General features: G+C 59.9%; 11 protein-coding genes. 10 read left to right on the forward strand and 1 reads right to left on the reverse strand.

Annotated features, from left to right (window positions below; translation table 11 throughout):
* The first annotated feature begins 7 nt into the window (after window positions 1-7).
* Complete coding sequence (locus tag RGV06_RS00590) at window positions 8-1,498, forward strand: aldehyde dehydrogenase (RefSeq protein ID WP_322149069.1); 1,491 nt, start codon at window positions 8-10, stop codon at window positions 1,496-1,498.
* Between the two features lie 43 nt (window positions 1,499-1,541).
* On the opposite strand, the gene RGV06_RS00595 is transcribed toward RGV06_RS00590, so the two are convergent.
* Window positions 1,542-2,453, reverse strand: a complete 912-nt coding sequence (locus RGV06_RS00595; protein WP_322149070.1) for a LysR family transcriptional regulator — start codon at window positions 2,451-2,453, stop codon at window positions 1,542-1,544.
* Window positions 2,454-2,596: 143 nt separating this feature from the next.
* Between RGV06_RS00595 and RGV06_RS00600 the strand changes: the two genes are divergently transcribed.
* The 9 genes from RGV06_RS00600 (at window position 2,597) to dctM (ending at window position 11,579) form a co-directional block, all read left to right on the forward strand.
* The gene (locus tag RGV06_RS00600) at window positions 2,597-3,424 is read left to right on the forward strand and encodes an FAS1-like dehydratase domain-containing protein (protein WP_322149071.1); all 828 of its coding nucleotides are present in this window, start codon (window positions 2,597-2,599) and stop codon (window positions 3,422-3,424) included.
* A gap of 22 nt (window positions 3,425-3,446) precedes the next feature.
* Window positions 3,447-4,610: an acyl-CoA dehydrogenase family protein gene (locus tag RGV06_RS00605; protein ID WP_019826360.1), complete on the forward strand. Its 1,164-nt coding sequence runs from the start codon at window positions 3,447-3,449 to the stop codon at window positions 4,608-4,610.
* A 44-nt stretch (window positions 4,611-4,654) separates the two neighbouring features.
* Window positions 4,655-5,047, forward strand: a complete 393-nt coding sequence (locus tag RGV06_RS00610) for a VOC family protein (RefSeq protein ID WP_322149072.1) — start codon at window positions 4,655-4,657, stop codon at window positions 5,045-5,047.
* Window positions 5,044-6,426 (forward strand): MmgE/PrpD family protein, encoded by a 1,383-nt coding sequence (locus RGV06_RS00615; protein WP_048351836.1) that lies wholly within the window; start codon window positions 5,044-5,046, stop codon window positions 6,424-6,426. Before RGV06_RS00610 ends, RGV06_RS00615 begins: the two co-directional genes overlap by 4 nt.
* The gene (locus RGV06_RS00620; RefSeq protein WP_019826363.1) at window positions 6,423-7,628 is read left to right on the forward strand and encodes a CaiB/BaiF CoA transferase family protein; all 1,206 of its coding nucleotides are present in this window, start codon (window positions 6,423-6,425) and stop codon (window positions 7,626-7,628) included. Before RGV06_RS00615 ends, RGV06_RS00620 begins: the two co-directional genes overlap by 4 nt.
* Window positions 7,629-7,663: 35 nt before the next feature.
* The gene (locus RGV06_RS00625; RefSeq protein WP_046808763.1) at window positions 7,664-8,491 is read left to right on the forward strand and encodes an HpcH/HpaI aldolase/citrate lyase family protein; all 828 of its coding nucleotides are present in this window, start codon (window positions 7,664-7,666) and stop codon (window positions 8,489-8,491) included.
* A gap of 63 nt (window positions 8,492-8,554) precedes the next feature.
* The gene (locus tag RGV06_RS00630) at window positions 8,555-9,547 is read left to right on the forward strand and encodes a TRAP transporter substrate-binding protein (protein ID WP_019826365.1); all 993 of its coding nucleotides are present in this window, start codon (window positions 8,555-8,557) and stop codon (window positions 9,545-9,547) included.
* Between the two features lie 116 nt (window positions 9,548-9,663).
* Window positions 9,664-10,302, forward strand: coding sequence for a TRAP transporter small permease (locus RGV06_RS00635; protein WP_019826367.1), 639 nt, complete (start codon window positions 9,664-9,666; stop codon window positions 10,300-10,302).
* Complete coding sequence (dctM, locus tag RGV06_RS00640; RefSeq protein WP_048351840.1) at window positions 10,299-11,579, forward strand: C4-dicarboxylate TRAP transporter large permease protein DctM; 1,281 nt, start codon at window positions 10,299-10,301, stop codon at window positions 11,577-11,579. The genes RGV06_RS00635 and dctM overlap by 4 nt, the downstream gene beginning before the upstream one ends.
* The last annotated feature ends 711 nt before the right edge of the window (window positions 11,580-12,290 follow it).

Consider the following 12,290-nt stretch of genomic DNA (forward strand, 5'->3'; position numbering starts at 1 on the left):
TACTGACATGTTCAACCTTGACTACTGGCAGCAGCGTGTTGCCCGCCAAACCTTCATTGACACCGCCCTGATCGACGGCCAGCCAGTGAGCTCGATGTCCGGGGCGACCTTCGACGCCATCAACCCGGCGACCAATCAATTGCTGGCCCGTGTCGCCGCGTGCGGCGAACAAGAGGTCAACCTGGCAGTGCGCTCAGCACGGCGCGCCTTCAACACAGGCCCTTGGCGGCGCATGGCCCCTGGGGAGCGCAAGAAAATCCTGATCAGGTTGTCCGTGCTGCTGATGGCCCACCGCGAAGAGCTGGCGCTGCTGGATTCGCTGAACATGGGCAAGCCGGTGATGGATGCCTACAACGTGGATGTGCCCGGCGCCGCACACGTTTTTGCCTGGTACGGCGAAGCCCTCGACAAGGTCTATGATCAGGTCGCACCTACGGCTCATAACGCACTGGCCACCATCACCCGGGAAGCGCTGGGGGTTGTTGCCGCGGTAGTGCCGTGGAACTTTCCGCTGGACATGGCCGCCTGGAAACTGGCCCCCGCATTGGCTTCCGGTAACAGCGTGGTGCTGAAACCGGCGGAGCAATCGCCATTTTCTGCGTTGCGCCTGGCCCAGCTCGCCTTGGAGGCCGGTATCCCGGAAGGTGTGCTGAACGTGGTGCCTGGCCTGGGCGAGAGCGCCGGCAAGGCCCTCGGCTTGCATCCCGACGTTGATTGCCTGGTGTTCACCGGTTCCACCCAGGTTGGCAAGTACTTCATGCAGTACGCCGCGCAGTCCAACCTCAAGCAGGTCTGGCTGGAGTGCGGTGGCAAGAGCCCGAACCTGGTGTTCGAAGACTGCCAGGATCTGGACCTGGCTGCGGAAAAAGCCGCCTTCGGCATTTTCTTCAATCAGGGTGAAGTGTGCTCGGCCAACTCCCGGCTTTACGTGCAGCGTTCCATCCACGACGAATTCGTCGAGCGCCTGCTCAGCAAGTCCCGCGCCTGGTTGCCCGGTGATCCCCTGAACCCGGGAAGCGCTGCGGGCGCCATCGTCGACAGCGAGCAAACAGCCCGCATCATGAAAGCCATCGGCCAGGCCACTGCGAGTGGTGCCACGCTGTTGAGCGGTGGTGAACAGCTGACCATCAATGGCTCTTCAAACTTTATCCAGCCGACGATATTCGCCAACGTGAACAGCGCCATGAGCATTTCCCGTGAAGAGGTGTTTGGTCCCGTCCTGGCCGTCAGCGCCTTCGATACTGAAGAGGAGGCCGTGGAACAAGCCAATGACAGCATTTACGGCCTGGCGGCTTCGGTGTGGAGCGATGACCTGAATCGTGCCCACCGTGTGGCTCGTGCCCTGAATGCCGGAACGGTGTCGGTCAATACCGTCGACGCTCTGGATGTCACGGTTCCCTTTGGCGGAGGCAAGCAGTCCGGTTTCGGGCGCGATCTGTCGCTGCACTCGTTTGACAAGTACACGCAGCTGAAAACCACCTGGTTTCAGTTGCGTTAAGTTCAGGAGGAGCGGGGTGGTCCGGCGGGTTAGAGGCGAAAGATCATTTGTGTGCTAGAGCCGAACCCTTGTTTTGCGCCAACAGGATGTCGATCAAGGTGCGGGTCACCTTAGGCAGTGCCTGTAAATCACGCACCAGCACACTTCGCTCCCGCACGCGCCAGGGCTCGTCGAGCTCGATGACTGACAAACCCATGGTCTGTTGATGTCGGCGTGCCGAAGACTCAGGAAGGATGGCCAGGCCCACGCCCGCTTCGACCATCCGGCACATCGCTTCAAAGCTGTAGACCTTGATGCGCATGTTCAGCGTATTGCCGTGCAGGGCTACCTGTTCACTCAAAAAACGCAGGAGGGTGGTGCCTTCGTGCAAGCCGATGTGCGGATAGGCCAGGGTTTCTGCCAGCTTGATCGTTTTGCGCCGGGCCAGCGGATGATCGAGGGGCGTCACCAGTACCAACTGGTCGGTACTGAAGTGTATGACCTGCAAGCTGTCGGCCTCTACCGGGCCGGCAATGATGCCCATGTCTGTAGAACCATCCATCACCCCGCGAACAATGTCGCGACTCAAACGCTCCTGCAGGTCAACGGTCACTCCTGGACGTTCGGCAAGAAAACCGGCGAGGATTTCGGGGAGAAACTCAGTGGCTGCCGTGGTGTTGGCAAATATTCTGATATGCCCTGAGGACTCGGTGCCGTACTCGGTGAACTCGCTTTTCATGTAGTCCACCTGACGCATGATCACGCGCGCATGGTGCAAAAACAGTTCGCCCGCAGGTGTGAGTTCAACCCCCCGGCTGTCACGGTAGAGCAGACGGCTGGCGAGGTTGTCTTCCAGGCTCTTGATCCGGGCACTGGCCGCGGCCGGGGAAATGAAAGCTTTGCGCGCACCCTGGGTCATGCTGGGGGATTCGGCAATATGGATAAACAGACGCAGGTCGACGAGATCAAAGTGCATGGCTGATTTTCCCTGGGCATGAATGCGGCAGCAGGACTTCGGCGTTAACCAAAACCGAACGCCCCCTAACGCAAACGCAGATTCACAGATCGCTGTCCTTTTGGCAATTATGTCCAAAATAACAAGCCACGGGGTAATCACCGATGAGCGATAACGCACTGTCCGCCTGGGTCGGACGCACCGAAGAAATCCATGATCACCTGAGCCTGAACCTGGTCACCCGCATCGCGGCCACCCTGGGTGAGCAGGCGCCCCGGGCCGGCGAACCCTTGCCGGAGCTGTGGCAGTGGTGTTTCTTCCAGCCAGCGGTAGAGGGCAGCGGTCTGGGCGGCGATGGTCATCCGGCCCGGGGAGGCTTTCTGCCACCCGCCGACAACCGTAACCGCATGTGGGCTGGCGGTCGTATCGAGTTCCACACGCCACTCAAGGTGGGCGCTCAAGCCACGCGGGTTTCCACCATCATCGATGTCCTGCAAAAGCACGGCAAGACCGGCGCTCTGCTGTTTGTCACCGTCCAGCATGACTATCTGCAGGACGGGCAATTGGCGATTCGCGAAGAGCAGGACATCGTTTACCGCGAGCCCACCCCTCCCAAGCTTGCGAGCGGAGAACCGTTGCCCGAGGGTGCATGGCAGGAGTCCGTCACGCCCACCCCCACCTTGTTGTTCCGCTACTCGGCAGTGACCTTCAATGGTCACCGCATCCATTACGACTGGCCCTATGCCACCGAGACCGAAGGCTACCCGGGGTTGGTGGTTCACGGCCCGCTCATGGCCACGCTGAGTCTGCGCGCTTTCTGCCGAGCCAATCCTGCTGCACGCCTGCGGCGGTTCACCTATCGCGGCGTTCGCCCGTTGATTGCACCCCGTCCCTTTGAGGTGAGCGGTCGTGTTGTCGCTGCAGGCAAGGCCGAGTTGTGGGTGGGTAATGACGAAGGTGTGGCCCAAAAGGGCGAAGTGACCTTCGACTGAACAATGACAATAAGGATCTGCAATGAATCCGTATCTGAACGAAGACTACAACGCTATTCGCGAGGGTGTGCGTGCCCTGTGTGCCGAGTTCCCGGCGGAGTACTGGCGCAAGATTGACGAAGAAAAGGGCTTTCCCGAAGCGTTCGTTGGCGCCATGACAAAGGCTGGCTGGTTGTCGGCGATGATTCCTGAACAGTACGGTGGCTCTGGCCTGGGGCTTGCAGAGGCTTCGGTGATCCTGGAAGAGGTCAATCACTGCGGTGGTAACTCCGGCACCGTACATGGCCAGATGTACAACATGTTTACCTTGCTGCGCCACGGCAGTGAAGAGCAGAAAAACTACTACCTGCCCAAACTCGCCAGCGGCGAACTGCGCCTGCAGTCCATGGGTGTGACCGAACCGTCCACTGGCACCGACACCACCAAAATCAAGACCACTGCGGTGCGCCAGGGCGATGAATACGTAATCAACGGGCAGAAGGTCTGGATCTCTCGGGTTCAGCACTCGGACCTGATGATCCTGCTGGCTCGCACTACACCGTTGGCGGAGGTGGAGAAAAAAGTCGACGGCATGTCGATCTTTCTGGTCGACTTGCGCGAAGCCATCGGTAACGGTCTGACCGTGCAGCCGATTGCCAACATGGTCAATCACGAAACCAACGAGCTGTTTTTCGACAACCTGAAAATCCCCGCCAGCAGCTTAATCGGTCAAGAGGGCAAGGGCTTTCGCTACATACTCGACGGGCTCAACGCCGAACGTACGCTGATCGCCGCCGAGTGCATTGGTGACGGCCGCTGGTTCAATGAGAAGTCGGCACAGTACGCCCGCGAGCGGGTGGTGTTCGGCCGCCCGATCGGGCAGAACCAGGGTGTGCAGTTCCCGATTGCCGAAGCCCACATCGAGCTTGAAGCCGCCGATCTGATGCGCTGGCGCGCCTGCGAGGAGTACGACAGCGGGCGCAGCGCTGGCGCGGCGGCCAACATGGCCAAGTACCTGGCGGCTAAAGCCAGTTGGGAAGCGGCCAATGCGTGCCTGCAGACCCACGGCGGTTTCGGTTTTGCCAATGAGTACGACGTCGAGCGCAAATTCCGCGAGACCCGTCTGTACCAGGTGGCGCCTATCTCTACGAACCTGATCCTGTCTTACGTGGCCGAGCACCTGCTCGAACTGCCGCGTTCATTCTAGGTATTGATCCGGATTCATATCCGAAGCCTAAACGGAGATTGAACATGCCGATCAGCCATCTCGACCATCTGGTACTGACGGTGCGTGATATTCCCGTGAGTCTGGACTTCTACAGCCGTGTGCTGGGCATGCAGCCGGTAGTGTTTGGTCAGGGGCGCCATGCCCTGTCGTTCGGCCAGCAGAAAATCAACTTGCACCAGGCAGGTGCCGAGTTTGAGCCCAAGGCAACGCATCCGCTGCCGGGGTCGGCCGATCTGTGTTTCATCGTCAACGACCGACTGGACACCGTTATCGAGCACTTGCGCGCCCACAGCGTGAACATTCTGGAAGGCCCGGTCATGCGTACGGGTGCCCGGGGACCGATCCGCTCGATCTACCTGCTCGATCCGGACCTCAATCTGATCGAACTTTCGAATTCCATGGAGACCGCTTCATGAGTCAGCACACTCAAGCGCTCACTGAGTTTTTGGCCAGCCTGCACTACGAGCAGTTGCCCGAAGCCGTTATCAGCCGTACCGAAGACCTGTTTCTTGACTGGTTGGGCTCGGCCCTGGCCAGCCAGGGTTCACATCCGATCCCGTTGTTCGAGCGTTATGCGGCAATGATGGGCCCGGTCAGTGGACCGGCCACAATCCTGGTCAGCGGCAAGACCAGCTCCGCGTATTTCGCTGCGCTGGTCAACGGTGCCAGCTCGCACCTGGTGGAGCAAGACGACCTGCACAACAGCTCCGTGCTGCATCCGGCGACGGTGGTGTTCCCGGCGGTTCTGGCCGCGGCACAGGATCTGGGCAAGTCCGGCCGCGAACTGATCGTTGCGGCAGTCGCCGGTTACGAAGCCGGTATTCGAATAGGTGAGTTCCTTGGCCGTTCGCACTACCGCATCTTTCACACCACGGCCACCGTCGGTACCCTGGCGGCAGCCGTTGGCGTGGGCAAGTTGATGGATTTCAATCAGGAGCAGTTCACCCATCTGCTTGGCACCGCGGGCACCCAGGCGGCGGGCCTGTGGGAGTTTTTGCGCGATGCAGCAGACTCCAAGCAGCTGCACACCGCCAAGGCGGCAGCGGACGGTCTGTTGGCGGCCTACTTGACCGCAGAAGGGCTGAGCGGCGCGAAAAACATTCTTGAAGGTGAGCAGGGCATGGCTGCCGGAATGTCCAGCGATGCCAACCCGGCTTGCCTGTCCGACAGCCTGGGCAGCCGCTGGGCGTTGATTGAAACCTCATTCAAGTTTCATGCCTCGTGCCGCCACACGCACCCGGCGGCGGATGCCCTGCTGGAGGTGATGCAGCGCGAAAATCTGCGGGCCGAAGACATTGCCCGCGTGATCACGCGGGTCCATCAGGGCGCCATCGACGTGTTGGGGCGCGTGCAGGTGCCACAGACCGTTCACCAGGCCAAATTCTCAATGGGCACGGTGCTGGGCCTGATCGCCGTTTACGGCAAGGCCGGATTGCCCGAGTTTCATCAACACGCGTTGACCGATCCACGCATCGGGGCATTTCGCGACAAGGTAAGCATGGTGCTGGACGAGCACGTCGACGGCGCCTACCCGCAGCGCTGGCTGGGCCGTGTGGAGGTGACGACGGTGCAGGGCCGGACGGTGTCCGGCAGCATCGATGAGCCCAAGGGCGATCCGGGCAACACCCTGAGCCGCGCCGAGCTGGAGGACAAGTTTCGCCGCCTGCTGGCCTTCTCGGGAGCGTGCAGCGACGAGCAGGCGACGGGGCTTGTGGAGCTGGTCTGGCACCTGCGCCATCTGGACAACCTGGACGTGCTGACCCGCACTGCCGCACCTGCAGGGACTGCATCATGAACGACACGGCATTCAAACCCCGCCCGCTGGACGGCATCACTGTTGTGAGTCTGGAACACGCCATCGCGGCACCGTTTTGCACCCGTCAGCTGGCCGACCTGGGGGCGCGAGTGATCAAGATCGAACGCCCGGGTTCCGGTGACTTCGCCCGTGACTATGACGAGCGGGTCAATGGCCTGGCCTCGCACTTCGTCTGGACCAACCGTTCCAAGGAAAGCCTGACCCTGAACGTCAAACAGCCGGACGCGGGAGAGGTGCTCGACAAGCTGCTGGCCACGGCAGATGTTTTGGTGCAGAACCTGGCGCCGGGAGCCGCCCAGCGCATGGGGCTGTCTTTTGAAGCCCTGCATGAGCGTTTCCCCAGATTGATCGTCTGCGATATTTCTGGCTACGGGGAGGGCGGACCCTACGAACAGAAAAAGGCGTACGACCTGCTGATCCAGAGCGAAGGCGGCTTTTTGTCCGTTACCGGCGGACCGGGCGAAAACGACATGGCCAAAGCCGGCTGCTCGATTGCCGATATTGCGGCGGGCATGTACGCCTACACCGGTGTGCTCTCGGCCCTGCTGTTGCGGGACAAGACGGGGGAGGGTAGCCGCATTGATGTGTCGATGCTGGAAAGCCTGGTGGAGTGGATGAATTACCCGATGTATTACGCCTTCAACGGTGCCGCCCCACCTCCGCGAGCCGGTGCCGCCCACGCCACAATCTACCCCTACGGGCCGTTTCCGGCAGGGGATGGTGGTACGGTGATGCTTGGCCTGCAGAACGAACGTGAATGGCAGCAGTTCTGCAACAAGGTGTTGCTGCAGCCGGAGCTGGCGGACGACATACGCTTTAATGCAAACGCGCGGCGCTCGGACAATCGTGCCGAACTGCGGGCCATCATCATTGAGGCATTTGCCCGCATGAGCGCCGATGAAGTCATCGCACGGCTCGACGCGGCGTCCATTGCCAACGCCCATGTCAACGACATGGCAGGGGTTTGGGCCCACCCGCAACTTAAGGCCCGTGACCGCTGGCGCGAGGTGGACAGTCCGGCCGGCAAGCTGCCAGCACTGCTGCCACCGGGTCGCAATCTCGCTTTTGAACCACGAATGGATCCAGTGCCGCACTTGGGCGAGCACACCGACAGCCTGCTCAATGAGCTGGGCTACGGAGCAACGGACATCCAGCGCCTCCATCAACAAGGAGCGGTGTGAGGCGCGCGCCTCGCACCTCGGCACGGAGCACTTTCATGAACAGAACAATCATTCGTTCAGCGTTGTTTGTACCGGCTACCCGCCCTGAGCGGATTGCCAAGGCGCTGGAAAGCGGCGCCGATGCGGTCATCGTCGACCTTGAGGACGCCGTTGCAGAAAACCTCAAGGTCCAGGCACGGGCCAATCTGGACGCCTTTCTTGATGCCAACCCACAGGCACGGGTCCTGGTGCGTATCAATGCGCCGCATCATGAGCAACAGGCGGCCGATCTGGACTTGTGCCGTCGCCAGCCGGGTGTAGTGGCGGTCGTGCTGCCCAAGGCCGAAAGTGCTGCGCAGGTTGAACTGGCTGCGGCGTGCGCCAAACCCGTTTGGCCAATCATCGAAAGTGCCAGGGGCTTGCTTGAGTTACCGGCCATTGCCCGGGCAGCCGGGATCGAGCGATTGACTTTCGGTGCACTGGACCTTGGCCTGGATATGGGCTTGAGCAGCACCAGCGTCGCAGCGCAGCGAATTCTCGATCAGGCCCGCTACGCCATTTTGCTGCACAGCCGGCTGGTAGAGCTGGCGCCGCCGCTGGACAGCGTATTTGCAGATATCAAAAACATCGAGGGCATGACCCAAATGGCTGCCGATGCCAGGGATATGGGGTTTGGCGGCCTGTTGTGCATTCACCCCACTCAGGTTGCACTGATTCACGACACCTACATGCCCGGTCATGAAGAGCTGGACCGGGCCCGACGGATTCTGTCTGCGGTTGAGTCTGCTGACGGAGTATTCGTGGTTGACGGGCAGATGGTCGACGCTCCGGTGATCGAACATGCACGGCGAATAGTGCGGCGGGCGGGTTCTGCGTCAGCCTGATTCAAGCAGCACTAAGGCAACACCAGGCACTACCAAACTTATAACAACAAGAGGTATGTACCCATGTTCAAGCACACCCTCAAGGCGTTGGTCTGCGCACTTCCGTTATTCGCAGGTTTTGCGAGCGCGGCCGATCCCATCAGCATCAAGTTCGCCCACGTTGTCGCCGAACACACCCCCAAGGGCCAGGGCGCGCTCATGTTCAAAAAACTGGCCGAGGAGCGCCTTCCAGGGCAGGTCAAGGTCGAGGTCTATCCAAACTCCTCGCTGTTCGGTGACGGCAAGGAAATGGAAGCGTTGTTGCTGGGAGACGTGCAGCTGCTGGCGCCGTCGCTGGCCAAGTTCGAGCACTACTCCAAACCGATCCAGATCTTCGATCTGCCATTCCTGTTCGACGACATCGATGCGGTCGACCGTTTCCAGCAGAGCCCGCAAGGTCAGGCCTTGCTCAAGTCCATGGAAGGCAAGGGCCTTACCGGCCTCGGTTATTGGCACAACGGCATGAAGCAGTTGTCTGCCAACAAGGCCCTGCATGAACCCAAGGATGCTCGCGGCCTGAAGTTCCGGGTACAGGCTTCTGCCGTGCTGGATGAGCAGTTCAAGGCCTTGCGTGCCGCGCCGCGCAAAATGAGCTTTGCCGAGGTCTATCAGGGTTTGCAGACCGGTGTAGTCAATGGGACCGAGAACACCTGGTCGAACTACGAGAGCCAGAATGTGTATGAAGTGCAGAAGTTCTTCACCGAGTCCAATCATGGCGCCATCGACTACATGGTGATCACCAACACCAAGTTCTGGAACAGCCTGCCGCCGGAAATACGCACCACCCTGGATGAGGTCATGGCCGAGGTCACGGTGGAGGTGAACAAACAGGCCGAGAAGCTGAACCAGGACTCCCGTCAGAAGATTGCCGATTCCGGCAACAGCGAAATCATCACCCTTACCCCTGAGCAGCGCGAGATGTGGCGTGAAGCCATGCGCCCGGTGTGGAAAAAGTTCGAAGGCGCCATTGGTCCTGATGTGATCCAGGCCGCCGAGCTGGCCAACAAAAGTAGCTGAGACCCCGATTGTCGTTGGCGACCCCGTGCGGGGTTGCTAACGGCTACGTTTACGGCGGCCCTGACTTCATCGGTCCCACACGTCGCTTTGCGACCGCTCTATCAAGGGAGAAACCCATGCACGCAGTCGTTCGTGTCTGGAATCACGCGGAAGAAATGCTGGTGGCGTTCCTGCTTGCAGGCATGACCCTGGTCACTTTCGCGTACGTGGTGTTCAACAACCTGTATGGCGTTTTCTACTCTCTGGGGGATTCGCTGCCCTTCGCCAACGAAACCATGCTCGGTATCGGCGACAAAATTCTATACATCGCCCAGGAGATGACCTGGAGCGTAGCGCTGACCAAGGCCATGTTTGGCTGGCTGATCTTTGTGGGGCTGGCCTGGGGCGTGCGGATTGGCGCCCACATTGGCGTCGACTTGCTGGTGCGCCAGTTCAACCCTGCCAACCAGAGACGTGTGGCCATGCTTGCCGTACTCATTTGCCTGGGCTACTGCGCCTTGATGGCGTACTCCAGTGAGCAGTGGGTGGCTACTTTGTATGAGGTCGGGACCAGTGCTGAAGACCTGGACCGTTTCGGCATTGCCCAATGGCAAATCGTAATGATCGTGCCCATCGGATTTGCTCTGATGTTCGTGCGTTTCCTGCAGATTTTCATCCGTATCGCCCAAGGCAAACAGCAGGGGCTGGGCTTGCACAGTGAAGTGGATGACGCCGTCAAACTGGCGGAAAACGACCAGTCGGGGACCGAAAAATGACCATTGCCTTCCTTTTTGTCGCCCTGTTCGTGCTGATGTTTATCGGTATTCCGGTGGCGATTTCCCTGGGTTTGTCAGGGGCCATGACCATCCTGTTCTTCAGTAACGATTCGGTTCGTTCCCTGGCGATCAAACTGTTCGAAACCAGCGAGCACTACACGCTGCTGGCCATTCCGTTCTTTCTGTTGTCCGGCGCATTCATGACCAGCGGTGGCGTAGCCCGTCGCCTGATCGACTTCGCCAACGCCTGCGTCGGTCATATCAAGGGTGGCCTGGCCATCGCGGCGATCCTTGCCTGCATGCTGTTTGCGGCGCTGAGCGGTTCGTCGCCAGCCACAGTGGCAGCGGTCGGCTCGATCGTTATCGCCGGTATGGTGCGCTCTGGCTACAAGCAAGACTTTGCCGCCGGTATTGTGTGCAACGCGGGTACCTTGGGTATTCTGATTCCACCGTCGATCGTCATGGTGGTCTACGCCACGGCCACCGAAACCTCGGTCGGCAAGCTGTTCATGGCCGGTGTCGTGCCGGGCCTTCTGTTGGGTCTCGTGTTGATGGTCACCATCTACATCATGGCCCGCGTGAAAGACATGCCCTCGCTGCCACGGGCATCGTTCAAGGAAATCATGACCGCAGGCCGCCGAGCCGGTTGGGGCCTGATGTTGATCGTGATCATCCTCGGCGGTATCTATTCGGGCATGTTCACACCGACCGAAGCCGCTGCCGTGGCCGCAGTTTATGCTGCTTTTGTGGCCATCTTCATCTACAAGGACATGACCGTCCGTGAATGCCCGAAGGTCATTATCGAAGCGGGCAAGCTGAGCGTGGTCCTGATGTTCATCATCGCCAACGCCATGCTGTTTGCCCACGTACTGACCACCGAGCAGATCCCGCAGTCGATCACTGCCTGGGTGGTTGAGCAGGGCTTTACGCCGATTGAATTCCTGCTGGTGGTCAATATCGTGCTGCTGGTTGCAGGCACCTTTATGGAGCCGTCCGCGATCATCCTGATCCTTGCACCGATCCTGTTCCCGATCGCAATGCAGCTGGGCATCGATCCGATCCACCTGGGTATCATCATGGTGGTGAATATGGAAATCGGGCTGATCACACCGCCAACCGGGCTCAATCTGTTTGTCACCTCGGCAGTCACGGGCATGCCGCTCACACGCGTGGTACGCGCCGTATCGCCTTGGCTGCTGGTGATGCTTGCGTTCCTGGTGTTGGTGACCTACGTGCCGTTTGTTTCTCTTGCGTTGCCGAACTGGCTGGGGATGTAGTTGTAGCCGCTGAGGAGCGAAGCAGTCGTAAAGTCAGCTTCCACGGTTTATCAGGCAAACCGCGTGTACCGGTTTGCGGTCGCTACGCAACCGGACGTAGCCTCGTTCTACTCGTCAACTGCTACGGAGCGGGACGGGTGGCGAATACCGTAGCAGCTGACGAGCCGTGCGAGGCTGCGTTCGGCTGCGAAGCAGTCGTGAAATCAGCTTGCACAATCAATCAGGTACTTCGCGTGTTGCGGATTTGCGACCGCTTCGCGATCGAACGTAGCCTCGTTCTACTCGTCAACTGCTACGGAGCGGGACGGGTGGCGAAAACCGTAGCAGCTGACGAGCCGTGCGAGGCTGCGTTCGGCTGCGAAGCAGTCGTAAAATCGGCATTCCCGGTTAATCAGGCACTCCGCGTGTTGCGGTTTTACGACCGCTTCGCGATCGAACGTAGCCTCGTTCTACTCGTCAACTGCTACGGAGCGGGACGGGTGGCGAAAACCGTAGCAGCTGACGAGCCGTGCGAGGCTGCGTTCGGCTGCGAAGCAGTCGTAAAATCGGCATCCCCGGTTAATCAGGCAAACCGCGTGTACCGGTTTTACGGTCGCTACGCAACCGGACGTAGCCTCGTTCTACTCGTTAGCGACTACACGCGGTTACACAGCAATTGCCCGCCGCGCAGGTTTATACTCGCCGCCATCGCAATTAACCAAAACCTGGGTA

Source organism: Pseudomonas sp. CCI3.1, assembly GCF_034313985.1.
Lineage (GTDB): Bacteria > Pseudomonadota > Gammaproteobacteria > Pseudomonadales > Pseudomonadaceae > Aquipseudomonas > Aquipseudomonas psychrophila.

Bases quoted from the DNA above. Each gene is read 5' to 3' on its own strand.
- RGV06_RS00590 (WP_322149069.1), top strand. From the start codon at position 8: ATGTTCAACCTTGACTACTGGCAGCAGCGTGTTGCCCGCCAAACCTTC.
- RGV06_RS00595 (WP_322149070.1), bottom strand. From the start codon at position 2,453: ATGCACTTTGATCTCGTCGACCTGCGTCTGTTTATCCATATTGCCGAA.
- RGV06_RS00600 (WP_322149071.1), top strand. From the start codon at position 2,597: ATGAGCGATAACGCACTGTCCGCCTGGGTCGGACGCACCGAAGAAATC.
- RGV06_RS00605 (WP_019826360.1), top strand. From the start codon at position 3,447: ATGAATCCGTATCTGAACGAAGACTACAACGCTATTCGCGAGGGTGTG.
- RGV06_RS00610 (WP_322149072.1), top strand. From the start codon at position 4,655: ATGCCGATCAGCCATCTCGACCATCTGGTACTGACGGTGCGTGATATT.
- RGV06_RS00615 (WP_048351836.1), top strand. From the start codon at position 5,044: ATGAGTCAGCACACTCAAGCGCTCACTGAGTTTTTGGCCAGCCTGCAC.
- RGV06_RS00620 (WP_019826363.1), top strand. From the start codon at position 6,423: ATGAACGACACGGCATTCAAACCCCGCCCGCTGGACGGCATCACTGTT.
- RGV06_RS00625 (WP_046808763.1), top strand. From the start codon at position 7,664: ATGAACAGAACAATCATTCGTTCAGCGTTGTTTGTACCGGCTACCCGC.
- RGV06_RS00630 (WP_019826365.1), top strand. From the start codon at position 8,555: ATGTTCAAGCACACCCTCAAGGCGTTGGTCTGCGCACTTCCGTTATTC.
- RGV06_RS00635 (WP_019826367.1), top strand. From the start codon at position 9,664: ATGCACGCAGTCGTTCGTGTCTGGAATCACGCGGAAGAAATGCTGGTG.
- dctM (WP_048351840.1), top strand. From the start codon at position 10,299: ATGACCATTGCCTTCCTTTTTGTCGCCCTGTTCGTGCTGATGTTTATC.